The sequence below is a fragment of the Sphaerisporangium sp. NPDC004334 genome (assembly GCF_053602655.1).
Genome location: NZ_JBSGDZ010000034.1, coordinates 78243 through 100614, shown reverse-complemented (window position 1 = coordinate 100614; position 22372 = coordinate 78243). Strand labels below are relative to the sequence as shown.

General features: G+C 72.0%; 13 protein-coding genes. 5 read left to right on the top strand and 8 right to left on the bottom strand.

Going from position 1 to position 22372, the window contains the following annotated elements:
* Window positions 1-59: 59 nt before the first annotated feature.
* Window positions 60-902 carry an SAM-dependent methyltransferase gene (locus ACWEN6_RS34460; protein ID WP_452576197.1) on the bottom strand — a complete coding sequence of 281 codons (843 nt, stop codon included), beginning with the start codon at window positions 900-902 and terminating at the stop codon, window positions 60-62.
* Between the two features lie 289 nt (window positions 903-1191).
* On the opposite strand from ACWEN6_RS34460, the gene ACWEN6_RS34455 reads away from it, so the two are divergent.
* Window positions 1192-2394 (top strand): hypothetical protein, encoded by a 1203-nt coding sequence (locus ACWEN6_RS34455; protein WP_452576195.1) that lies wholly within the window; start codon window positions 1192-1194, stop codon window positions 2392-2394.
* Between the two features lie 88 nt (window positions 2395-2482).
* Here the strand turns inward: ACWEN6_RS34455 and ACWEN6_RS34450 are convergent, their stop codons facing one another.
* The gene (locus ACWEN6_RS34450; RefSeq protein WP_452576193.1) at window positions 2483-4555 is read right to left on the bottom strand and encodes an alpha-galactosidase; all 2073 of its coding nucleotides are present in this window, start codon (window positions 4553-4555) and stop codon (window positions 2483-2485) included.
* Window positions 4556-4593: 38 nt separating this feature from the next.
* The gene (locus ACWEN6_RS34445) at window positions 4594-5634 is read right to left on the bottom strand and encodes a LacI family DNA-binding transcriptional regulator (RefSeq protein WP_452576191.1); all 1041 of its coding nucleotides are present in this window, start codon (window positions 5632-5634) and stop codon (window positions 4594-4596) included.
* Window positions 5635-6197: 563 nt separating this feature from the next.
* On the opposite strand from ACWEN6_RS34445, the gene ACWEN6_RS34440 reads away from it, so the two are divergent.
* Window positions 6198-7214 (top strand): serine hydrolase domain-containing protein, encoded by a 1017-nt coding sequence (locus ACWEN6_RS34440; RefSeq protein WP_452576189.1) that lies wholly within the window; start codon window positions 6198-6200, stop codon window positions 7212-7214.
* Window positions 7215-7281: 67 nt separating this feature from the next.
* On the opposite strand, the gene ACWEN6_RS34435 is transcribed toward ACWEN6_RS34440, so the two are convergent.
* Window positions 7282-8784 carry a helicase HerA-like domain-containing protein gene (locus tag ACWEN6_RS34435; RefSeq protein WP_452576187.1) on the bottom strand — a complete coding sequence of 501 codons (1503 nt, stop codon included), beginning with the start codon at window positions 8782-8784 and terminating at the stop codon, window positions 7282-7284.
* A 278-nt stretch (window positions 8785-9062) separates the two neighbouring features.
* On the opposite strand from ACWEN6_RS34435, the gene ACWEN6_RS34430 reads away from it, so the two are divergent.
* On the top strand, window positions 9063-10544 hold the full coding sequence (locus ACWEN6_RS34430) for a hypothetical protein (protein ID WP_452576185.1): 1482 nt from the start codon (window positions 9063-9065) through the stop codon (window positions 10542-10544).
* Between the two features lie 249 nt (window positions 10545-10793).
* On the opposite strand, the gene ACWEN6_RS34425 is transcribed toward ACWEN6_RS34430, so the two are convergent.
* Window positions 10794-12557, bottom strand: coding sequence for an ABC transporter ATP-binding protein (locus ACWEN6_RS34425; RefSeq protein WP_452576183.1), 1764 nt, complete (start codon window positions 12555-12557; stop codon window positions 10794-10796).
* Window positions 12558-13389: 832 nt separating this feature from the next.
* Here ACWEN6_RS34425 and ACWEN6_RS34420 point away from each other — a divergent pair.
* Window positions 13390-14955, top strand: a complete 1566-nt coding sequence (locus ACWEN6_RS34420) for an alpha-L-arabinofuranosidase B (protein WP_452576181.1) — start codon at window positions 13390-13392, stop codon at window positions 14953-14955.
* Between the two features lie 289 nt (window positions 14956-15244).
* Here the strand turns inward: ACWEN6_RS34420 and ACWEN6_RS34415 are convergent, their stop codons facing one another.
* From ACWEN6_RS34415 to ACWEN6_RS34405, 3 genes are all read right to left on the bottom strand, one after another.
* Window positions 15245-16162: a hypothetical protein gene (locus tag ACWEN6_RS34415; protein WP_452576179.1), complete on the bottom strand. Its 918-nt coding sequence runs from the start codon at window positions 16160-16162 to the stop codon at window positions 15245-15247.
* Between the two features lie 23 nt (window positions 16163-16185).
* Window positions 16186-16707 (bottom strand): SigE family RNA polymerase sigma factor, encoded by a 522-nt coding sequence (locus tag ACWEN6_RS34410; RefSeq protein ID WP_452576177.1) that lies wholly within the window; start codon window positions 16705-16707, stop codon window positions 16186-16188.
* A gap of 237 nt (window positions 16708-16944) precedes the next feature.
* Window positions 16945-18867 carry a Xaa-Pro dipeptidyl-peptidase gene (locus ACWEN6_RS34405; RefSeq protein ID WP_452576175.1) on the bottom strand — a complete coding sequence of 641 codons (1923 nt, stop codon included), beginning with the start codon at window positions 18865-18867 and terminating at the stop codon, window positions 16945-16947.
* 292 nt (window positions 18868-19159) lie between these two features.
* Here ACWEN6_RS34405 and ACWEN6_RS34400 point away from each other — a divergent pair, with 292 nt between their 5' ends.
* Window positions 19160-22336 (top strand): amidohydrolase family protein, encoded by a 3177-nt coding sequence (locus ACWEN6_RS34400; protein WP_452576173.1) that lies wholly within the window; start codon window positions 19160-19162, stop codon window positions 22334-22336.
* Window positions 22337-22372 lie beyond the last annotated feature (36 nt).

Here is a 22372-nt window from a genome sequence, read left to right as displayed (position 1 = left end):
GCGGCGGAACAGTACAGACCGCACTGTTCCGCCGCACCGCGGGGCACGGGCGGCCGGCTTCAGGGCTTGGTCGCGACGCCGCCGTAGGCCCAGGCGTGGCCGCCGCCCGGGATGTGGTCGTGCCGCTCGCTCTGGTCCGGCCGCCACCGCACCACCTCCACCAGGCCCGGATCGACCAGGTCCCAGCCCTGGAAGAACCGCAGCACATCGGCGTGGGTGCGCGGCACCATCGGCGCGGTGCTCTTGTCGTAGGGCTTGGTGAACTCCTCCTGCTGCACGTGGGGCGCGAAGTCGAGCGTTATGTGCGACAGCAGCAGGCGGCTCCCCGGGCACACGGCGGCCTTGTACCGTTCGACCGTTTCGTACGGGCTTTCCTCGTCGGTGATGAAGTGCATGACGCCCGCCAGGATGACGGCCACCGGACGGTCGAAATCGATCACGCTCGTCACGTCGGGGTGGGAGAGGATCGCCTCGGGCCGCCGCAGGTCGGCCTCGATCACCTTGGTGACCCCGGTCGGGCTGCCGGTCATCAGGGCGCGGCCGTGGATCAGCACGATCGGGTCGTTGTCCACGTAGACCACGCGCGCGTCGGGATCGGACTCCTGCGCGATCTGATGAGTGTTGCCCTGGGTGGGAATGCCGGCCCCGATGTCGATGAACTGCGAGATGCCCGCCTCCGCGGCGAGGTGGCGCACCGTCCGGCGCAGGAAGGCGCGGTGGGCGCGCACGCCCTCGCGCGTGCCGGGCGAGACCTTGACGAGGTTCTCGGCCGCCTCGCGGTCGGCCGCGTAGTTGTCCTTGCCGCCGAGCAGGTAGTCGTAGATGCGGGCGGGGTGCGCGACCGCGGTGTTGATCCGCTTGAGGGCATGCTCGGCCGGCGTGGGGGCCGTCAGATCCGGCATTCCTGCTCCTGTCGTCATGCGGCGCCGGGGGAAGTTGGGGCTTGACATGGGGCGAATACCGCCTTAGACCGTCATGTTAGCGATCACACTCAGAGAACGCCACGAAAGCCACCTGATGCGCCGGCCCCGGGCGGTCACCCGGCCTCGCCGTCCGGCGCCCGGTTTCCTGTGACGCGAGACCGGCGGCCGCCGACGCCGCACGACGTGCGTGACACGGCCCCCCACCCCAGGAGGAGAGCATGCACGGGCCATCCGCCTTCTCAGCCGGCGACGGACGGGCGAAGCGGAGATGAACGGCACGGCCGGAGAAGACGGCACTCTGGTCGTGGACGCGGGCACCGTCGTGCGTCCGGTCACCCGGGTAGGGTCGGGCACCCTGTACGGGCTCTCCGACGCGAGCACCCCGCCGGTGTCGATCATGCGGCCGCTGAGGCTCCACCGGCTCCGGCAGCCGCCGCCGCTGCACCAGCACCGGCCGAACGGCTCCCCGGTCCCGATCGGCGACACGCTGGTCATCGCGGCCAGCGCCGAGGCCATCGGCGCCGCGATCACCGTCGACATGGCCGACAGCTTCGACGGCTTCCCGTACCGCTGGACGAGCTGGGACGACTGGTACGGCCGGATCGACGAGATGATCGCCGCGGCCACGTCCGCGGGAGTCGCCGGCATCGACGCCTGGGAGCCGTGGAACGAGCCGGACTGGACCTGGCCCTCGGAGGCGGGCGTCCCCTTCGAGGAGGGATGGGTCCGCACCTACCGGCGGATCCGGCGAAGCGCGCCGGACCAGGCGATCATGGGCCCGAGCTTCTCGCGGTGGGACCTCGACTGGATGCGGTCCTTCCTGACCGCCGCCAAGGCGGCCGGCACCCTGCCTCAGGTGGTGTCCTGGCACGAACTGAACGGGTGGGAGCGGGTCACCGGCGACGTCCGGGCCCACCGGGCGCTGGAGCGCGAGCTCGGCATCGTGCCGCGGCCCATCTCGATCAACGAGTACGCCACGACCGGTGAGATCGACGTGCCCGCCAGCGTGAACCACTACGTGGCGCAGTTCGAGCGGGAGGGCGTGCGCGACGCACAGCGGGCGTTCTGGTACGAGCCGGGCACGCTCAACGGGCTGCTGCACGACGGCCGGCCGACGGCGTCGTACTGGATGTACAAGTGGTACGCCGACCAGACCGGGAACATCGTGAAGGTCACCCCGGCCGCCTCCAACGACGGCGTGGCCGCCTACGACGCGGCCGGGCGCACCTTCAGCCTGGTCTTCGCGGGCCGGTCGGGAGACTCCTCGATCCGGGTGGACGGCATCGGCGGCCTGGGCCCCTCGGTCACCGCCACGCTCGAGTCCGTCCCCGGCTCGGGGCGCACGGCGAACGTGGCCGGGGCGACCCGGCTGTGGTCCGGCGCCCGCACCCTCGCCCACGGCGGCGTCACGATCACGATCGCCGGCCAGGACGCCACCGGCGCCTACCGCCTGATCCTCACCCCGGGGTGAGTCGCCCCCACCGAGACCGGGTTCGCGCCGAGCGGTACGCGCGAGGCCGAGGGCATCCTCACGGGCGCCGGCGGCCCGCCCGCGCGCGCTATTCGCGGATCAGGTGGACCATGGCGCTGGCGTAGTCCCCGGGAGCCAGGTCCGGGAACAGGCCGTGGCTCAGCAGCACGGCGCCGTGGTGGATCCGGCCGGTGGCCGCGTCCCGGTAGCGGGCCCCCGGGTCCAGGTCGCGCAGCGGGATGCCCGGCTCCGGGTGGCCGAAGCGACGGGCCCGCCGGAAGGCGAGGAAGGCGACCTGCGCGCCGTCGCGGGCGAGGTACTGCACGGCCGACAGCTCGCCGTCCGGCGGCAGCAGGCGGTACTGGCGGCCGTGCTGCACGATCGGGCGGATCCGCTTGTAGGCCGCGACCAGCTCGGCGGCCCGTGCCAGCTCCGCTTCGCTCCAGTCGGTCAGGGTGGCGCCGACGCCGAGCACGCCGGCCATCGCGACATGGAAGCGGAAGTCGAGCGGGACCTCCCGTCCCGTGTAGGGATTGGGGCTGTCGGTGACCCACGCGCCCATGACGCGCGCCGGGTAGAGCTGGGAGAAGCCGTGCTGGATCTCCAGCCGGTCCAGGGCGTCGGTGTTGTCGGAGGTCCACACCTGGTCCGTACGCCGCAGGATGCCGAGGTCCACCCGGCCGCCGCCGCTGCTGCACGACTCGACCCGAACATGGGGATGCCCGGCCCGGAGCCGGTCGAGGACGTCGTACAGGGCGTGGACGTGGCCGGTCCACAGCCGCTCGTCCGGACCGGCCTCGGTGAAGGGGCGGTTCATGTCCCACTTCAGGAAGTCGATGTCGTTCTTGGCGAGCAGCTCGTCCAGGGTCCGGTACAGCCAGTCGGCGACCTGCGGCCTGCTGAGGTCGAGCACGAGCTGGTTGCGGTGCTCGGTCCGGGTGCGGTGCGGCCGGTGGATGACCCAGTCGGGGTGGGCGCGGTACAGGTCGCTGTCGGGGTTGACCATCTCCGGCTCCACCCACAGGCCGAACCGCATGCCGAGCTCGTGCACCCGGTCGATCAGCGGAGCGAGCCCGTCGGGGAAGCGGCGCGGGTTGGGACGCCAGTCGCCGAGCCCGGCGGCGTCGTGGGTGCGGGCGCCGAACCAGCCGTCGTCCATCACGAACAGCTCCACGCCCATGCGGGCGGCCAGTTCGGCGAGCCGGGTCTGGCCTTCCAGCGAGACCTCGAAACCCGTGGCCTCCCAGGAGTTGTAGAGCACGGGCCGGGTCTCGCCGGGATGCGGCAGGACGTGCCGCAGCTGGTGGTCGTGCCACGCGCGGCCGGCGGCGCCGAAGCCGCCCTCGGCGTACAGGCCCGCGCACACCGGCGTGACCAACTCCTCACCGGTCCCGAGCTCGAAGGTCACCGGGTCGTGGCCCGCGCCGGCCGACAGCGTCACCCGCTCGGCCGGCAGCCGCTGGGCGGTCAGCCGCCAGCTCCCGCTCCAGGCCAGCGCGCAGGAGTAGACGGCGCCGTGCTCCTCGCCCGCCGTGCCGTCGTCGACCATCGCCCAGGGATTGGCCTGGTGGCTGGTCACCCCTCGCCGGCTGGTGAGCACGGTCTCGCCGTACGGCAGGCCGGCCCGGTGCAGGCGGGTCTCCGCGCCCCACTGGCCGCGTACGGAGCTGAGCCGGTAGTCGTTGAGGCGGGGGAGCACCCAGGTGGCCGAGTCGGCCCGCACGACGGTGACCGGCTCGCCCGCGTTGCGCACGACCAGGTGGCGTTCGATGACGTCGCTGTCGTCGTACAGGCGGTAGTGGCACTCGACGGCGAGCGGGTAGTGACGGTCGGCGTACGCCAGCACCAGCTCCCGATCGGTGCGGTGGTGTCCGGTGTGGACGAGCTCCAGGTCGCGCGTGCCGTCGGCGAATCGCACCCGCAGGCCCGCGTCCCCATAGCTCAGGCCGCCGGCCGCGGCCAGGTCGCAGGTGCCCTCGGCGGCGTCCTCCACGGGGCGGTACGGCGGCTCGGGCGGCAGCAGCGAGGCCGCCTGCTCGGCGGTGAGCCGGCGTCCCCAGTGCAGCACCCGCGGTCTGTCGGCGTCGTCGAGACGCACGACATAGGAGCAGGACGGTCCAGACAGCACCCACAGGCGTCGTTCGGCATCGTGGTGGATCATCTCGGCCTTTCGATGACGTTCCTCGCGCGTTCCGCGGATCAGGCGGGCGCGGGGCCGCTGCTTTCGCGGACGATGAGCTCGGGCTCGCTCCACGCGGGAACGGCGGAGGCGGTCCGCGGCGCCAGCCTGTGGTGCAGCAGGGCGAAGCAGGCGCGGCCGAGTGCCTCGAAGTCGAGCCGGACGGTGGTGAGCGAGGGGTTGAGGTAGGCCGAGGGCGGGGAGTCGTCGAAGCCGACGACGCTGAGGTCGCCGGGGATGTCGCGGCCGGCCTCGCGCGCGGCCCGCATGACGCCGAGGGCGAGGTCGTCGTTGCCGCACAGGATCGCGGTCACCGAACGGTCGGTCAGCAGCGAGCGCACCGCGAGGAAACCCGAGCGCGGGGTCCAGCCGCCCTGCAGCGGCTCGGGAAGGGGACGCCCCGCGCCCCGCAGGGCGTCCTGCCAGCCGCGGGTGCGCTGGGGGAGCGGGCTGGTGGAGGAGGGGATGGCCACGTAGTGGACGCATCGGTGCCCGAGGCCGAGCAGGTAGCGGGTGGCGTGCGCGGCCGCCGCCCGGTCGTCCAGCCAGACCTGCCAGGGGCCGCCGCCGGAGTCGTTGATGTCGTCGTCGGCGCGGCGTTCGACGGCGGCGGCCACCGGGACGTCCGGCGGCAGCGCGTGGAGCGCGCGCCGGCCGGCGTCGTCGAAGGCGATGACCATGACCGGCTCGCCGGGCCGGCTCAGCCGCAGGGCGATGTCGCTCTGGGGGGAGTCGCGGTCGAGCACGCTGATGCCCACCGAGAAGCCGGCCGTCCTGGCCGCCTCCTCCATGCCGCGCAGCGTGGCGGCGGCGCCGTAAAGGGCGGTGTCGGAGGTCAGCACGGTGACCGAGCGGACCGGCCCGCCGGCCAGCGCCTGGGCCAGCCGGTTGGGCCGGTAGCCGAGTTCGGCGATGACCTGCTGGACCTTGGCGCGGGTCTCCTCACTGACCCGGGTCTTGCCGTTGATGACCCGGGAGACGGTCTGCTGGGAGACACCGGCCGCCCTGGCGACGTCCCAGATGCTCGCGGACCGGGCGCGAGGAGCGTCCCGCGCTGGCATGTGACCGGTAACCCCCATGGGCCGAAGCCTACTTGATGGCCGTGTCGGCCCCGGTGGCGATTCACTCCGGCACGGCCCGGCGACGTCATCCGGCCGAGTCTGGAAATAGCGCGTGAGTGAATGAACACCCCGCTTTCATAATTAATCACTTACAGCCCTATTGTTCGGTGATTCGGAGGCATTCGAGGGCGTGGGCGGAGAGGTGAGGAAAGGAAGTGATGGTGAGAGGTGTCCGGGGGTGGAGTGAGGGAGAAAACAGTTTCAGGCGAGCGCGGCGGGCGGGTGTGCTCGGCCGGCTCGCTCGCTTGGCTCGGGGAGTGGGAATCACGGGACAGGGGCGTTCATTTAAGGAGGGAAATATGGTCAAGTGGTCAAATGTGGTTCGCTTTGTTGTGATGGGTGGGGCGATCACCGGTGCGGTCATGGGTGCGACCCCGCCGGTCGGCGCCGCGTCATCGGAGAGCTCCGTCGCGGGGCGTCTCGGGAGCGATCGCGAGGCCGGCCGGAGATGGGGGCCGCCGGTCACCCCGGCGGTGGCGCGCGATGACCAAGTCGTTGGGGAGATGCAGGCGTACCTGGAGGGCCTGGCCGCGAAGCGGCAGTTCACCGGCTCGGCGCTGGTCGTGCGAGATGGCGAGGTGATGGTGCGTTTCGCCGCCGGCGAGGCCGACGAGGAACAGCACATCCCGAACGTGCCGGGTACGGTCTTCCGCATCGCCTCGGTCACCAAGCAGTTCACCTCGATGATCGTGCTGAAGCTGCGCGACCAGGGGCTGCTCGATCTCGACGACCATGTCTGCCCCTACCTCATCCCGGAATACATCAATGCCTGCCCGAAGGCGTGGCGGCGCATCACGATCCGCGAGATCCTCACCCACACCTCCGGCATCCCCGACATCCAGAATCTGCCGGACTTCTATGCGAAACTCTCGGAGCCGACCACGACCAGAAGACTCATCAAGCGGTTCCTGCACGAGCCTTTGGACTTCAAGCCCGGCACGAGCTGGGAGTACAGCAATTCCGGCTACATCCTGGCCGGGGCGATCATCCAGAACGTGACCGGCGAGCCGTACGGCACCGTCCTGCGCGACCAGGTCACCGCCCCGCTGAAGCTCCGCGACACCGGATACAGCAGGGGAAATCCACCCGACGGATACGCCAAGGGCTACTTCACGCTCGGCTCGCCGGCCCCGCCGATCAGCGGCTCCCAGGCGTTCTCCGCGACAGGCATCTACTCCACCGTCGACGACCTGGTCCGCTGGGACAGGGCGTTCGGCGCGTACAAGATCGCGCCGCCCGCCACCGTCAGGCAGGCTTTCAGACCCCAGGCGCGGTGCCCCGCCGACGGCTGCCTCAACCTGCCGTCGAGCGCGTACGCCTTCGGCTGGCTCGTCGACCGGCTGGAGGGGCACCGGCTCCGGTACCACCCGGGTCTGCTCCAGGGCTACGCGGCGAGCAACATGTACCTGCCCGATGACGACATCGCGGTGGTCGTGCTCAGCAACGTGCAGGACACCGACACCAACGGCATCGCCCGCCATCTCGCCACGATGGCCCTCACGCCCACGGAGTGCGACTGAGCGAGGCCACGCCTTCGGAGCGCGCCCGCCAGAGCCCGGCGCGGCGGGCGCGCTCCGGCCTTTCCGCTCAGCGGCGGGTGCGGCGGGCGGTGCCGAAGATGGATCTGGTGATCTCGCGGCCGAGGGCGGAGGCGGCCGAACGGGCCAGGGAGCGGAACTCCTTGGACTCCAGCACGTTCTCGAAGACCGACCGCCGCTCCCGCTCCTTGTCCGGCTCGCGCGGGGCCCCGGGGCCGGACGGCGCCGCGGTCCCGGCGTCCAGCTTCGCCGACAGGATCTCGTAGGCCGACCGGCGGTCGAGCGCCGTGCCGTACTTCTCCCGGAGCGGCGAGGCGGCGATGACCTGCTGGACCACCTCCGGGCTCGACGGCGCCATGAGGGTCTCGGGAGCGCGCAGGCGCGTCCAGGCCACGGGGGTCGGCGCGCCGGTCTCCGACAGGACCGTGACGACGGCCTCGCCGATGCCGAGCCCGGTGAGCAGCCGTTCCAGGTCGTAGGAGGAGGCGGGGAAGGTCGACACGGTGGCCTTGAGCGCCTTGGCGTCCTGCGGGGTGAAGGCGCGCACGGCGTGCTGCACCCGCGCGCCGAGCTGGCCCAGCACGTCGCCCGGGACGTCCTGCGGCGACTGGGTCACGAAGAACACTCCCACGCCCTTGGACCGGATCAGCCGCACCGTCTGGGTGATCGACCGCAGGAACGCCTTGGACGCGCCGTCGAACAGCAGGTGCGCCTCGTCGAAGAAGAACACCAGCTTCGGCCGGTCGACGTCGCCCACCTCGGGGAGCACGTGGAACAGGTCGGCGAGCAACCACATCAGGAAGGTGGAGAACAACTGCGGCCGGTCCTGCACGGCGGGCAGTTCGAGCACCGACACCACCCCGTGGCCGTCCCCCGTCACCCGGAGCAGGTCGCGCACGTCGAACTCCGGCTCGCCGAAGAACGCCTCGGCCCCCTGCGCCTCGAAGTTGGTCAGCGCGCGCAGGATGACACCCGCCGTCGTCGCCGACAGCCCGCCGATCCCGCTCAACGCCTCCGGAGTGGCGGTCAGGTACCCGATGACCGCGATCAGGTCCTTGAGGTCCAGCAGGGGCATGCCGTTCTTGTCGGCGAAGTAGAAGATCAGCCCGAGGGACGACTCCTGCGTCTCGTTGAGGCCGAGGACCTTGGCGAGCAGGGTCGGCCCGAAGGCCGTCATGGTGCCGCGGATCGGCACACCGGGGCCCAGGCCGCCCAGCGAGAGGAACTCCACCGGACACGCCGCCGGCCGCCAACTCTGCCCCACCTCGGCGGCACGCGCGGTGAGGCGCCCGGAGGCCGTGCCCGGCGAGGCCAGCCCCGACAGGTCGCCCTTGACGTCGGCGAGGAAGACCGGAACCCCCTGGGCCGAAAGCTGCTCCGCCATGAGCTGGAGCGTTTTGGTCTTCCCCGTTCCCGTGGCCCCGGCCACCAGTCCGTGCCGGTTCAGCATGCTCAGGGAGATCCGGATGCGCTCGGCGGCGTCGGCGGCGCCGTCCTCGCGCACCAGGGCCCCGAGTTCCAGTGCCGGTCCCTGAAGGTCGTACCCCTTCATCAGACCCCCCGATCGCTTTCCGCCGCCCGGGCGACGCGCCGGGCAGCTCCCCACCATGGTGGTACCCATCCCGGGGGCCCGCGTTCGCCTGAGCAGGGCATGGCCGCCTCGGCCGGTGATCGGGGCGCGGCGACCGCGGGCGTGGGCGTCCGGCCCACTGCGGTCTCCTCGCCTCCCCGCAGGGCGGACGCAGGGAGTGCGATGATCGTCCGGCGGGTGACAAACGCATGACGGCGCCGGTTCGGGCGGTGTTATGCGCCGATCTGTAGAACCGGCGCATGCCGACCACCGAACTTTTCCGGCGGGAGTGGGCCGCGTTCCGCCGCCCTGGCCGCCTGATCGCCTTGGCCGCCGCGGCGCTCGCCGTCATCGCGCTGGGCCTGCTGACCGCCTCCGGCGTCCAGGTCTCCTGCGCGGGCCCCTGCCCGGCCGTTCCCATCGCCCGCGACGGTTCCCTCGTCGCCGACCGGTTCTGGTTCCTGCACCGCGACCTCGGCCGCGAGGGCGCCATCACGGTGCGGATGACGTCGATGACCGGGACGATCACCTATCCGCCGCCGGACCACGACCAGATCGTGCCCGGTCTGGTGCCGTGGGCCAAGGCCGGGATCATCGTCAAGGACGGCCTGCGGCAGGGCTCGCCGTACGCGGCGCTGCTGATGACAGGGAGCCACGGCGTGCGCTTCCAGTACGACTACGAGCACGACGTCGCCGGCGGCGCCGGCGGCGTGTCGGAGCGGTCGCCGCGCTGGCTGCGCCTGACCCGCTCGGGCGACACCATAAGCGGCGCCGAGTCCGCGGACGGCGCGAAGTGGCGCACCGTCGCGACGGCGAGGCTCGACGGGCTGCCGGACACCGTGCAGGTCGGGCTGTTCGCCACCTCGCCGGGCGACCTCACGCTGCGCCCGGTGGGTCTTGGCGGCGCGGTCGAGGAGGTCCGCTTCACCCAGGCCGTCGGCGTCTTCGACCACGTCGCCGTCCAGGGCGGCGCCCCCGGCGCCTGGCACAGCGACGCCGTCGGCGGGATGAACCACACCGACTGGGAGAAGTACCACAACGCATCCGGAGCGGTGGAGAAGGACGGCGTCATCACGGTCGCCGGCACCGGCGACATAGGGCCGGCGAGCGAGGAGGGGGCGCCCATATCCGTCCTGTCCGGCCTGGTCGTCGCGCTGATCATCGTGCTGGTGGTCGCGGCGCGCTTCGGCGCCCGCACGGGCCGCGAGGCGGTCTCCCGGCCGGTGCGCGCCGCCCGGGCGGCCCTCGCGGCGGCCGCCGCCTTCCTCACCGGCCTGGCCGGTGTCGGCGTCGCCTTCCCGGCGGGCACGGCGATCCTGCGGGGCAAAGGCTTCCCGGTGCCGCCGGTGCCGGCGCCGACCGGCGTCCAGGTGATCGCCGGCCTCGCCGCGGTGCTCGCGCTGTGCGCCGTGCTCGCGTACGGGCTCGGGGTGTGGCTGCGCCGCGGCTGGGCGGCGATCGTGATCGGGCTGTCGCTGGTCGCGCTGCCCTACGCCGTCACGGCGGTCCCGCTGCTGCCCGACGCGGCCGCGGAGTGGCTGCTGCGGCTCACCCCGGCCGCGGCGTTCGCCGTGCAGCAGACGGTGGCGGAGCATCCGCAGGTGACCGCGCACTACGCGCCGTCGGCCGGGTACTACCCGCTCCCGTGGTGGGCCGGGCTCGCCGTGCTGGGCGCCTACGCGGTGATCGCGGCGCGGGCGGCCCTCGGCCGGGGGCCGGGCGGGGACACCGGCCCGCGATAGCGGACGGCGCCGAGCGGCCGCCCCGCTCACCACCCCGCACCCGGGGACGGCGCCGAGCGGCCGCCCCGCTCACCACCCCGCACCCGGGGACGGCGCCGAGCGGCCGCCCCGCTCACCACTCCGCACCCGGGGACGGCGCCGAGCGGCCGCCCCGCTCACCACTCCGCACCCGGGGACGGCGCCGAGCGGCCGCCCCCCGCTGCGGCGCCGGCGGTGTGGAGGTACGGCCCCTGCGCGCCACGCCTCGCGTCAGCGGTGGACGGCGTCCGAGGGCTCCTCCTCGGCCAGGAAGCCGCCGGACTGGTGGTGCCACAGGCTGGCGTACGGCCCCTGGGCCTGGAGGAGCTCGCGGTGGTCGCCCTGTTCCACCACGCGGCCCTGGTCCAGGACGACGAGGCGGTCCATGCGGACCACGGTGCTCAGCCGGTGGGCGACCACCAGGGCGGTGCGGTCGCGCATGAGGTCCCACAGGGCCTCCTGGACGAGGATCTCGCTCTCGGAGTCCAGCGCGCTGGTGGCCTCGTCCAGCAGCAGGATCGGCGCGTCGCGCAGGATCGCGCGGGCGAGCGCGACGCGCTGCCGCTGGCCGCCGGAGAGCTTGACGCCGCGCTCGCCGACCAGGGTGTCGAAGCCGTCCGGCAGGGCCTCGGCGAACTCCGTGACGTGCGCCGCCCGCGCGGCCCGCTGGATCTCGGCCTCGGTCGCGTCCGGCCGGGCGAAGGCGATGTTGTCGCGCAGCGACCGGTGGAACATCGCGGGCTCCTGCGGGACATAGGCGATCAGGCCGCGCAGGTCGGCCTGGCGGAGCCGGCTGATGTCCTGGCCGCCGATCAGGATGCGGCCGCCCTCGATGTCCACCAGGCGGAGCAGCAGCCGGGTGAGCGTGGTCTTGCCGCCGCCCGAGCGGCCGACCAGGCCGATCTTGGTGCCGCTGGGGATGTGCAGGTCAAGGCCGTCGAACAGCAGCGGATTGCCGGCGTGGGCGAACACCACCCGCTCGAACCGGACACTGGCGTCCGCCGGGCGCAGAGGCTGCGGGTCGTCGGGGTCGACCACGCCCGGCGGCGTGAGCAGGAGCTCGGTGAACTGGGCGGACTCGGTGAGCACGCTCTCCATGCGCCGGTAGATCTGGTTGAACTCGAACATGAGGCTGATGGAGTTGGAGTAGTAGCTGAAGGTCACCACGACCGCCTCCACGCCCAGGCCGCCGCGCAGGGCGACGGCGAGGAGCAGGCCGACGGTGCTGGTGAGCACCGACAGCGGCGCGACGACGGTGTCCACTCGCAGGTTGCCGTAGTCCCAGGAACGCAGCGACAGTTTGCGCTGTTCGGCCAGCCGGGCCCGGTGCTCCACGGCCTCGCGGTGCTCGGCGGCGAACGCGCGGACGGTCTCCATGTTGGCCAGCACGTCGGCGACGTGCCCGGACACCCGCACCTTGGCGGCCTCGCGCCGGTCCACCAGCCTCTGGCGACGGCGGATGAGCGGGGCGACGACGAAGCCGGACAGGACGATGAGGCCGAGGAGCACGAAGACCAGCAGCGGGTGGTACCGCCACAGCACCACCGAGGCGAACGCCAGTGGCACGACCTTGGCGACGATCGAGAAGGCGAGGGTGTCGGCGAAGCCCTCGAACCCGCTGGAGAAGCTCAGCACCCGTTTGGTGAGCGAGCCGGCGAAGTTGTCGTGGAAGAACGCGGAGTCCTTGGCCAGCAGCTCGTCCATGCCGATCACGCCGAGCCGCTCGATGCCCCGGGCGTCGGTGCGGTTCAGGAAGTGCAGGCCCACCCGCCACAGCACCTCGCCCAACACGAGCAGCGCGCCGAAGCCGAGCACGTACGGCACGAGCACGCCGATGGCGCCGTCCCCGCCGCCCTCGGCCAGGCGTCCCACGATGCCGGCCACCGCGAGCGGCGCCAGGTAGAACAGGCTCACGTTGCCCAACGCCGGCAGGACCAACGCGGGGACCGCGATCTTCCACTGATTCATCAACTGCCCGCTGTAGTACCGAAGCACCAGCAGAACGGCCGACCTTCGGGTGGACGGTTCTTCTCCGGGGGATTTAGATGCTCCGAGCACAGCCGCCAGCCCTTCTGAATACGCACCGCCTGAGGCCATGCTGACGCAGGATGGGCGGCCGGGGCGAACGAATTTTCCCGGATCGGCGGCCGGGAAGAAGGAAGATGCCCAGTTCATGGCGGTGCGTCAGCGAGTGGCCGTCCCGCCGGATCGGGCGTGGATTATTGGCCTATATGGATTTATGTGGGCGGCCCCTGTGGCCGGCCCGGCTTGACAGGCCGGGCTTGACAGGGCCCCGCGAAGGGTTCGCGCGGCGCCCGGCGACGCAAGAGGGGGTTGAGGCCCCCGCCCGGACCGCCCGGAGCCTTCCGGTGATCACCCGTCGGTGGTCGATACGGCCGGTCGGTCAGAGCCGGTGAAGCGACCGCCGCGACCTCATCGCCTTCCACGCGGCCGGCCCGCGAAGGCCGCGCGAGAGCCGGCCCGGCCGTCCGGGCCCTGCCTCGCGGAGCGGGGCCCGAAGAGCGACCTACGAGTCCCGGGGGGCGTGAAACTCATTTCATAACTCCGGTGAAACCTTGACGTAACTGACGGCGCCGGTTCATAGTGAGCCGGTCACCCCCATATGCACCACATCTCCGGAGGCCGTATAACCCGCAGAGATGTTAGCGCTAACAAAACACCCCCCATTCTATCCCTGTCGCGATGCCGCAGGTCAACGGGCATATCGTCCGCGTATAGTCCCGCGGTGACCGCTCACGCCTTTCGCCGGCGTCCCTTGCCCGAAATCTCCGGCATTCGCGGCCCAAGGAAACGCAGAGGTACGAACATGGTCGTCCGGTCCGGATTCCGGCATCTCAAAAAGGCACTGCTGTCCGCGGGCGCGGTGGTCGCGCTCGCCGCCGGCCTGCTGTCCGGCGTCTCCGCGCCGTCGCAGGCCGCCACCTCGCAGGCGTGTGACATCTACGCCGCGGGCGGCACGCCGTGCGTCGCCGCGCACAGCACCACCCGCGCTCTGTACGGCGCCTACAGCGGCCCGCTGTACCAGGTGCGCCGCACGTCCGACAACGCCACCCGGGACATCGGCGTGCTGAGCGCGGGCGGGGTCGCCGACGCCGCCGCGCAGGATTCGTTCTGCGCCAATGCGACGTGCCTCATCAGCGTCATCTACGACCAGTCGGGGCGTAACAACCGGCTGACCCAGGCGCCTCCCGGCGGGTTCTCCGGCCCGGCCGCCGGCGGGTACGACAACCTGGCCAACGCGACGGCGGCGCCGGTCACGGTGGGCGGGCACAAGGCCTACGGCGTGTACGTGGCCCCGGGCACCGGCTACCGCAACAACAACACCAACGGTGTGGCCAAGGGGGACCAGCCCGAGGGGATGTACGCGATCTTCGACGGGACGCACTACAACGGGGGTTGCTGTTTCGACTACGGCAACGCCGAGACCAACAGCCGCGACAACGGCAACGGCACGATGGAGGCCATCTACTTCGGCAACATCCAGGTGTGGGGCTACGGCGCGGGCAACGGGCCGTGGATCATGGCGGACCTGGAGAACGGCCTGTTCTCCGGGGTCAACCAGCACTACAACGCCAATGACCCCAGCATCAGCCACCGGTTCCTGACGGCGATCGTCAAGGGCGAGCCGAACCACTGGGCCATCCGCGGCGGCAACGCCCAGTCGGGAAGCCTGGGCACCTTCTACAACGGGGTGCGGCCCAACGTGTCGGGCTACAACCCGATGAAGAAGGAAGGGGCCATCATCCTGGGCATCGGCGGCGACAACAGCGTCGGCGCCCGCGGCACCTTCTACGAGGGCGTGATGACCTCCGGCTATCCCTCCGACGCCACCGAGAACGCCGTCCAGGCGAGCATCGTCGCGGCCGGGTACTCGACCTCCGGCGGCGGCACCCCGGGCGGAACGCTCACCCCCGGCTCGTCGATCTCGCTGCGCGCGACGACCTCCGGCTACACCGACCGCTACATCCGCCACCAGAACGACCAGGTCGTCACCTCGGTGATCAACTCTTCCAGCTCGTCTCTGGACAAGAGCGACGCCACCTGGATCGTGCGGGCCGGCCTGGCCAGTGGCTCGTGCGTGTCGTTCGAGTCCAGGAACTACCCCGGCGACTTCCTGCGGCACTACAACTACCAGCTCTACCGCCAGCACAACGACGGCGGCTCGCAGTTCGCCGCCGACGCCACCTTCTGCCCGCAGACCGGAAAGAGCGGCCAGGGCACGTCCTTCGCCTCCTACAACTACTCAACCCGCTTCCTGCGCCATTACAACAACACCGTCTACATCGCCAGCAACGGCGGCTCCAACACCTTCGACAACGCCACGGCATGGGCCGCCGACGTGAGCTGGAGCGTCGACCAGCCCTGGGGATAGACCCCGGCGCGCCCGAGCGGAGCCGTCCCGTCGCACGGGGACGGCTCCGCGTCTTGTGGAGGCGCCAGGGGCACCGGTTGCGAGGCGCTTGAGGGCGGTTTGCGCGCGGCCTGCCCGCGATGCCGCCCGCTGCGACCAGCCCGTCCGGTGCGGGACGGGCACCGGGAAAGCGCTCCGGGCCGGAGCGACACCGCTCCGGCCCAGGTCCTGCGATGGCGCCGGTCCTGCGATGGCGCCGGTCCTGCGATGGCGCCGGTTCTGCGATCGTGCGGTTCTGCGATGGTGCCGGTCAGGGCTTCTTGGCGGACGGCTCCTCGCTCGGCTTCTGCCCCGGGTCCACCGGCTTGTTGACCGGCTTGTTCGGGTCGTCCGGTTCGCGGGCCGGGTCGCCCGGCTTGCCGGTCGGCTTGTCGTCCGGATCGGGGCCCGGCTTCTGCTCCACCTGGTCGGCGGGCGGTGCCGTGACCGTCACCGGAGTGCCGAAGTCGCCGAAGTCGATGACGTCACGCTGGCCGTTGTCGCTGAAGGTGACCTCCAGTCGCCGGACCCGTCCCTGGTCGTCCACCTCCACCGAGCCGGTGGCGTCGAACGACTCCTTGGAAGCACCGGCGGGGCCGGTCCACTTCTGGTCCTTCAGCGAGAAGGTGAACCGCCGGCCGGTCCAGCCGGTTCCCGAGGCCGTGCCGTCCTCGTGGACGTCGGTGGCCGACCGGAGCTTCTGCAGGGCGGCCTGGGGGTCCTGGGGGGCGAGCTTGACCAGGGAGGTGGCCGCCGGCGCGCCCTTCTCCTGCCCCTGGCTGCGCGGGTAGAGGTGCCATTTCGCCGCGCCGGCCTCCCTGACGTACATCCGGTCGCCGATGAAGATGGTGTCGGTCCCGCCGCCACTTCGCCCGTTGACGACGCCGACGCGCCGGACCGGGTCGAAGGCGCCGTCGAACGCCTCGGCGCCGGAATCGCCGTGGATGTGGTAGCTCTCCTTGCTGGTGTTGTCCACCGCGGCGGCCACCTGGGCCTGTGCCGAGGGCTGGCCGCCGAGCAGCACCAGCACGGTCGTGCCGACCGTGGCGGCGACACCGGCCGTGGCGATCACCGGCACCAGGGACCGGGTGCGCCGGGGTGCGCGGATCGTCACCGGCATGAGGTCGATGCCCGCGGGCCGATCCTCGGTCGCCCTGACGAGCAGGGCGCGGAGTTCACTCTCGTTCATGGAAGGCTCCTGTCGTTGGTGGTTCACCGGACTCCACTCCCTTCTTGCTCGGGTTGGTTGACGGCCGCCTCAGATGAGATCAGCAGGCGCATCGCTCGCAGGCCGCGATGCGTGTGGGACTTGACCGTGCCCGTGGAGCAGCCCATCAGGTCGGCGACCTCCGCTTCGGGCAGGTCGACGAAGAAGCGCAGCACCAGGGCCGTGCGCTGCCTCACGGGCAGCTTCGCCAGCGCCTTGCGGACGTCCTCGGCCACCGCCCGGGCATCCGCCACATCGCCCGAGCCGGCCGCTTCCGGCAGGTCGGGACGGGGGACCTCCCGCCGCCACCGGGCGCGCCACCACGAGCGGTGGGTGTTGACCAGAATGCGGCGCAGGTAGGCGTCGGGCTCGCTGCTCGTGTCCAGCCGGTCCCATACCCGGTACAACTTGCCGAGGCAGGACTGCACCAGATCCTCGGCGGTGTGCCAGTCCCCGGTGAGCAGGACGGCCGTTCTCAGGTGATGGTCTCCCCGGCGCCGTACGAAATCCGCGAAATCGGCATTCACCCGGTCTCCTCTCGTCGCTGAAAGCCACCCCTGACACGCCCCGGGCGCCACCCCTGGTTGACCGGGATCACCCGGAATCTTCGGCGGCCTCAGGTGTGCGGACGAGTGGGGAGCGCGAGAGCGGCGTACCGGAGGGCAGGTACGCCGGAGTCCGGTCGGCTCTGTTGTCCGGGTGTCCGGTGCCGCCTCGGCCCGGCGGGGCCGTCCGGGTGGCCCGCTCCGCCGGCTGGAGGCGGGTCAGCCGGTGACCGGGATGAGGGCGTTCGTCGCTCCCACCAGTGGCAGCGTGACCGTGCTCCCGGTGGTGTCGAGGGTCAGGGTCGTGCCGGGTGCGGGACGGATGGTGTGGTCGTGGTCGCTGGACAGCAGCACCAAGCCGATCCGGTGGCCGGCCGGGAACACGTAGTCGTGTGGCTGCATGTCGAAGCGCAGGCGGTACGGGGTGCCGGGCTTGACCGGGTCGGACCTCCAGAGCGACCTGCGGTTCTGCGGGTCGGCCCAGCCCCGGGTGATGATCTTCGCCTTGCCGCTCGGGTCGTGGTCGGCCAGCAGCGCCGTGAGGTTGGCGGCGGGCCGGCCGAAGGACATCCGCAGCGACAGCTCCGGGGTGCCGCTGAGCCGCACCGCGCCGGCGAGCGGGCCGGACCTGTAGGCCAGGCGGTTCGCGGAGGCCGCCGCGTCGGCCAGGGCCTGCGCCGGTTGTGACGCGTCGTCGACGAAAGTCTCGGTCACCGGCGCGCCGTGGCGGGTCCGGCCAGAGGTGAGCACGCCCGCGGCTCCGCCGATGCCCGGCGCCAGGTGCAGGCGGACGCCGGCCGCGGCCGGGTCGGGCCACTCGGCGTACTGCACGAGGCCGCGGTCCTCACGCTGGACCAGCGCCCGCGGGTCGTTCTCCACGCCGTTGCGGTGGTCCCACAGGTAGCGGGTGAACCAGCGGTTCAGCACGTCGAGGCCGGGGGAGCCGCCGTGGCCGCCCTGGTGCAGGTAGATCTTGTGCGGCACGTGACGCGCCTTGAGCGCCTCGTACCACCGCGCGGCCTGCTTGGTCTTGACGTTCCAGTCGTTGAGCCCGTGCGCGACCAGGACGGCGGCGTGGACGCGGCGGACGCCGTTCACGTAGTCGCGCTCGTCCCAGAAGGGGTTGTAGTCGCCGGTCACCCGGTCCTGCGCCTTCGCGAGCCCGTCGATGACGCTCCGGCAGACCGCCCGGTCGGCGCGGGTGTAGACGTACTCGGCGAGCACGTCGGTGTCCTCGCCCTGGTAGCCGCCGGGGGCGACGACGGCGCCGTTGGCGCGGTAGTAGTCGTACCAGCTCGAGATCGCCGAGATCGGCACGATGGCCTCCAGCCCCTTGACGCCCGTGCTCGCGACGGCGTTGGGCAGGGTGCCGTTGTAGGAGGTGCCGATCATGCCGACCCTGCCGGTGGTCCAGGTGGCCCGAACCTGCGCGCCCGTGGCGTCGTAGGCCTTCGCCCGGCCGTTGAGCCAGTCGATGACGGAGGCGGCGCCGATGGTCTCCTCGCGGCCGCCGATGGTCGGGCATCCGTCGGATCTGCCGCTACCCAGCGACTCGGCGTGGACGACGGCGAAACCGCGCGGCAGCCAGTCGGCCTCGTGGCTGGTGCTGATGGCCGGTCCGGGGCCGGTGCCGTCGATGCTCCTGGCGTTCCCGGCCCCGTCGGCGTCGGCGGCGGCCGGCCGCTCGTCGGTCCGCGGGTCCAGCACCTGGCCGTCCCGGTCGCCCTGGCCTGGGCGCCGTGCCTCGTACAGCTCGTGGTCGACGTCGTGGCCGGTGACCGGGTTGCCGCCGGCGTAGTACGGGCTGGCCTCGTACACGACGGGCGACCTCAGCCCGGCCGTCTCGGTCTCCCGGAGCCGGGTGACCTCGGCGTGCACCCGGTCCCTGCGCCCGTCGCCGTCGCTGTCGACCGTCGTCTCGACCCACACCTCCTGGCGGATCCAGTCGTCGCGGTCGGAGGAGAACACCGGCTGGGCGAGGCCGTCCTGGAAGACCGGCCCGACGGCGGCGTCCGGGGACGCGGCGGCCGGGTCGACGGCGATCCCCGCGAGGGTCGTGGCGACGGCGAGGCCGAGCGCCGCGGCGCCGCGGCGTGCCGGTGCGGGACGACGGACGGCGGTCGGCGCCACGGGGCCTGTCACCGGGCAGGGCATTGACATCGGCGAACCTTCCGTAACGCTGAGAGGTTCGAGACCGCGGCCGCGGTGCCGAACGGAGTTCAAGGGACCATGAAGGCGGCCCGCTCGATGTTATGGGGACGAAGTTCCGAATGTCGCTAGATGTGCTCTATTTCTTTATTGTGGTATTTGCGGGGCACGTAGGGCTTTTGGCGAATTAGTGGTGTCTGTCGTTAGGGCTGGTCGGCGGTCCAGGGCGTCGCCGGTCGGCTCGATGCCACCTTCCGGTCAGCGCTCCAACGCGCATACTGTCGTAATGTCCCCCACACCAGCCTCCCCCGACGCATCCGTCCTCCCCACCGGTTCACCGTTCCGCCCGTCCCGCCGGGCGGTGCTGGCCGGCGCCGGAGGCGCTCTGGCCGCCACGCTGGTCCCCACCCTCCCCGCGCGCGCCGAGACCACCGGAGACGGCCGCGACGGCCGCACCCCGGTCGCGTCCGGCACCGACTTCGCCGTCGCCGTCTCACCCGACGGTCGCACGCTCGCCCTGGACATGCTCGGCGTCCTGTGGGTCTGCTCGGCCTCCGGCGGCACCGCGCGCCGGCTCACCAGCGACCTGTACGACATCGCCCAGCCCGACTGGTCGCCCGACGGGTCCACCATCGTGTTCCAGTCCTACCGCGACGCCGTCTTCGACCTGTGGACGATCAGGCCCGACGGGTCGGCGATCAGGCGGCTCACCACCGGGCCCTTCGACCACCGCGAGCCCCGCTACAGCCCGGACGGGCGCACCATCGCCTACTCCAGCGACTCCGGCGGCGGCTACGGCGTCCACCTGCTCGACGTCGCCACCGGCGCGACACGCGTCCTGGCCGACACCTCCGCCGAGGAGTACGAACCGGCCTGGTCGCCCGACGGGAGCCGCGTCGCGTTCGTCGTCGCCGACACCAGGATCGACGTCGTGGAGGTGGCCACCGGCGCCCGCCGCACCGCGGTCACCGTCCCGGCCGGCCAGGTGGTCCACCAGCCGTCCTTCCTGCCGAACGGGACCGACATCGCCTACCACCTGTTCCACGACGGGGTCAACGAACTGGCCTGCACCGCGGGCACGCTCGTCTCCGGCGAGGAGGTCTTCCCGTTCAGAGCCCGGTTCCTGCGGGACGGGCGCTACTACTACACCTCCGGCGGCGCCGTCCGCACCCGCCGCCTCGGCTCGGCGTCCGCCGGCACGGTCGGCTTCACCGCCGCGCTGACCACGACGACCCCGAAGTACCGCAAGAGCGTCCGCGTGTTCGACGCGCCCGGGAGGTTCCCGGTCGCCGGCATCGGCAGCCCGGCGGTGTCCCCTGACGGCACCGCCATCGCCTTCCGCGCGCTCAACGACATCTACCTGACGCGCGCCGGGGGCAGGCCGTCCCCGCTGTTCGGCGACCGGTGGTGGGAGGCCGACCCCGACTTCTCCCCGGATGGACGGCGGCTGGCGTTCGTCACCGACCGCACCGGCACCCTCAACATCTGGGTCCGCGACCTCGCGACCGGCGCCGACACGCAGCTCACCCACCTGTCGGACTCGGCCGCCCTGTCGGTCCGGTGGTCACCGGACGGCAGGGAGATCGCCTACCTGGACCAGGACGGCGCCCTGTGGGTCCTGGACGTCGCCGCCGGGGAGGTCCAGAAGGTCTTCGACGCGACCTTCGAGCCGGGCCGGCCGACCTGGTCGCCAGATGGCAGGACGATCGCGCTGGCGGCGGTCGTGCCGTACTCGCGGCGCTACCGCGAGGGCCTGTCCAAGATCCTCCTGGTCGACCGGGCGACGGGCGCCGGCACTTACGTCGACCCGGCCCCGCACCGGTCCCTGCAGACCCGCGGCGATGACGGCCCCGTCTGGTCGCCGGACGGCACCATGCTGGCCTTCGCCATGGAGTCGGTCGTGTGGGTGCTGCCGGTCGGCCCGTCCGGACGGCCCACCGGCCCCGCCCGGCAGGTCACCCGGGAGGTGTCGGACGCCCCGGTGTGGGCGGGCGACTCCGCCACCCTGCTCTACCTCAACGGCGGCAGGCTGAAGACCGTCCGCGTCGACGGCGGGCACGTGCGCACCGTCCCCGTCGAGCTGTCCTGGCGCAACGACCCCGGCCCGGACGAGGTCGTCGTGCACGCCGGCCGCATGTGGGACGGCGTCTCCGCCACCGTGGCCCGCGACGTCGACATCATCGTGCGCGGCCAGCGCGTCGTCGCGGTCGAGCCGCACCGGCCGGGACGGCGCGGCACGCTCGTCGACGCCGGCGACAGGTTCGTCATGCCGGGGCTGATCGACATCCACCACCACCGCGAGATGCAGGGGTACGCCTACGGGTCGCGGCAGGGGCCGCTGTGGCTCGCCCTCGGCGTGACGACCACCCGCTCGCCCGGCTCACCCGCCTACCACATGGTCGAGGAGCGCGAGTCGGTCCAGTCGGGCGCCCGGCTCGCGCCGCGCTACATCGCCACCGGCGAGGCCATCGACGGGCCGCGCATCTACTACAACTTCATGCGCCCGACCTACTCCCACCAGCAGCTGAGACTCGAGCTGGAAAGGGCCGAGGACCTCGGCTACGACCTGATGAAGTGCTACGTGCGGCTGCCCGTCGTCTGGCACAAGGAGGTCATCGAGTGGGCTCACCGCAGGGGTAAGCCGGTCACCTCCCACTACCACTACCCGGCGATCGCGATGGGCGGAGACGGCACCGAGCACGTCGGCGCGACCAACAGGTTCGGCTATTCGCGCACGGTCACCAACGTCGGCTCCGCCTACTCCGACGTCATCGCCATGTTCAACGCCTCGAAGATGGCCAGGACCCCGACCCTGTTCGGCTCCGCCACCCTCTACAAGGAGGACACCTCGCTGGTCACCGACGAGCGGGTCCGCCGGCTCTACCCGAACTGGCGGATGGCCAAGCTGGAGGCGAGCGTCACCGGTGCGCGGACGACCGACCAGACGGCCAACCGGGCCAACCTCGCCAACCAGGTCGCGCAGCTGGTGGCGATGGTCCGCGGCGGCGGCGTCGTCACCGCCGGGACCGACGCGCCGATCGACCACCTCGCGGTCAGCCTCCACATGAACCTGCGGGCCATGGTGAAGTACGGCCTGACCCCGCGGGAGACGCTGATCACCGCGACGAGCGCGTCCGGCGCCTACCTCGGGCTGCCGCTGGGCAGGATCGGCAAGGGCATGTACGCCGACCTGGCCATCGTCGACGGCGACCCGCTGACGCGCATCGAGGACGCCGCGAACGTCGTCGCCGTCGTGGTCGGCGGCAGGCACCACACGGTCGAGGGGCTACTGGCGCCCTACCCGTCCTCCACGACCACCGACCAGGCCGGGCCGCCCGCCGCCCTGGCGGCCCGCGGCAAGGTCAGGGCCCGTGTCCCCGTCCACCCGAGCGCCGCGGCCTTCTGGTGGAACGACCCGGCGGAACTGGAGAAGGCCCGCGTCTCCTGCGACCACGACCACTAGCCGTCCCTGGTTCGTTTGCTCCCGGGCGACCGGGAG

What these genes read in the sequence shown, in the direction of transcription:
- ACWEN6_RS34460 (WP_452576197.1), bottom strand. Translation starts at nt 902, where the DNA reads ATGCCGGATCTGACGGCCCCCACGCCGGCCGAGCATGCCCTCAAGCGG.
- ACWEN6_RS34455 (WP_452576195.1), top strand. Translation starts at nt 1,192, where the DNA reads ATGAACGGCACGGCCGGAGAAGACGGCACTCTGGTCGTGGACGCGGGC.
- ACWEN6_RS34450 (WP_452576193.1), bottom strand. Translation starts at nt 4,555, where the DNA reads ATGATCCACCACGATGCCGAACGACGCCTGTGGGTGCTGTCTGGACCG.
- ACWEN6_RS34445 (WP_452576191.1), bottom strand. Translation starts at nt 5,634, where the DNA reads ATGCCAGCGCGGGACGCTCCTCGCGCCCGGTCCGCGAGCATCTGGGAC.
- ACWEN6_RS34440 (WP_452576189.1), top strand. Translation starts at nt 6,198, where the DNA reads ATGCAGGCGTACCTGGAGGGCCTGGCCGCGAAGCGGCAGTTCACCGGC.
- ACWEN6_RS34435 (WP_452576187.1), bottom strand. Translation starts at nt 8,784, where the DNA reads ATGAAGGGGTACGACCTTCAGGGACCGGCACTGGAACTCGGGGCCCTG.
- ACWEN6_RS34430 (WP_452576185.1), top strand. Translation starts at nt 9,063, where the DNA reads ATGCCGACCACCGAACTTTTCCGGCGGGAGTGGGCCGCGTTCCGCCGC.
- ACWEN6_RS34420 (WP_452576181.1), top strand. Translation starts at nt 13,390, where the DNA reads ATGGTCGTCCGGTCCGGATTCCGGCATCTCAAAAAGGCACTGCTGTCC.
- ACWEN6_RS34415 (WP_452576179.1), bottom strand. Translation starts at nt 16,162, where the DNA reads ATGAACGAGAGTGAACTCCGCGCCCTGCTCGTCAGGGCGACCGAGGAT.
- ACWEN6_RS34400 (WP_452576173.1), top strand. Translation starts at nt 19,160, where the DNA reads ATGTCCCCCACACCAGCCTCCCCCGACGCATCCGTCCTCCCCACCGGT.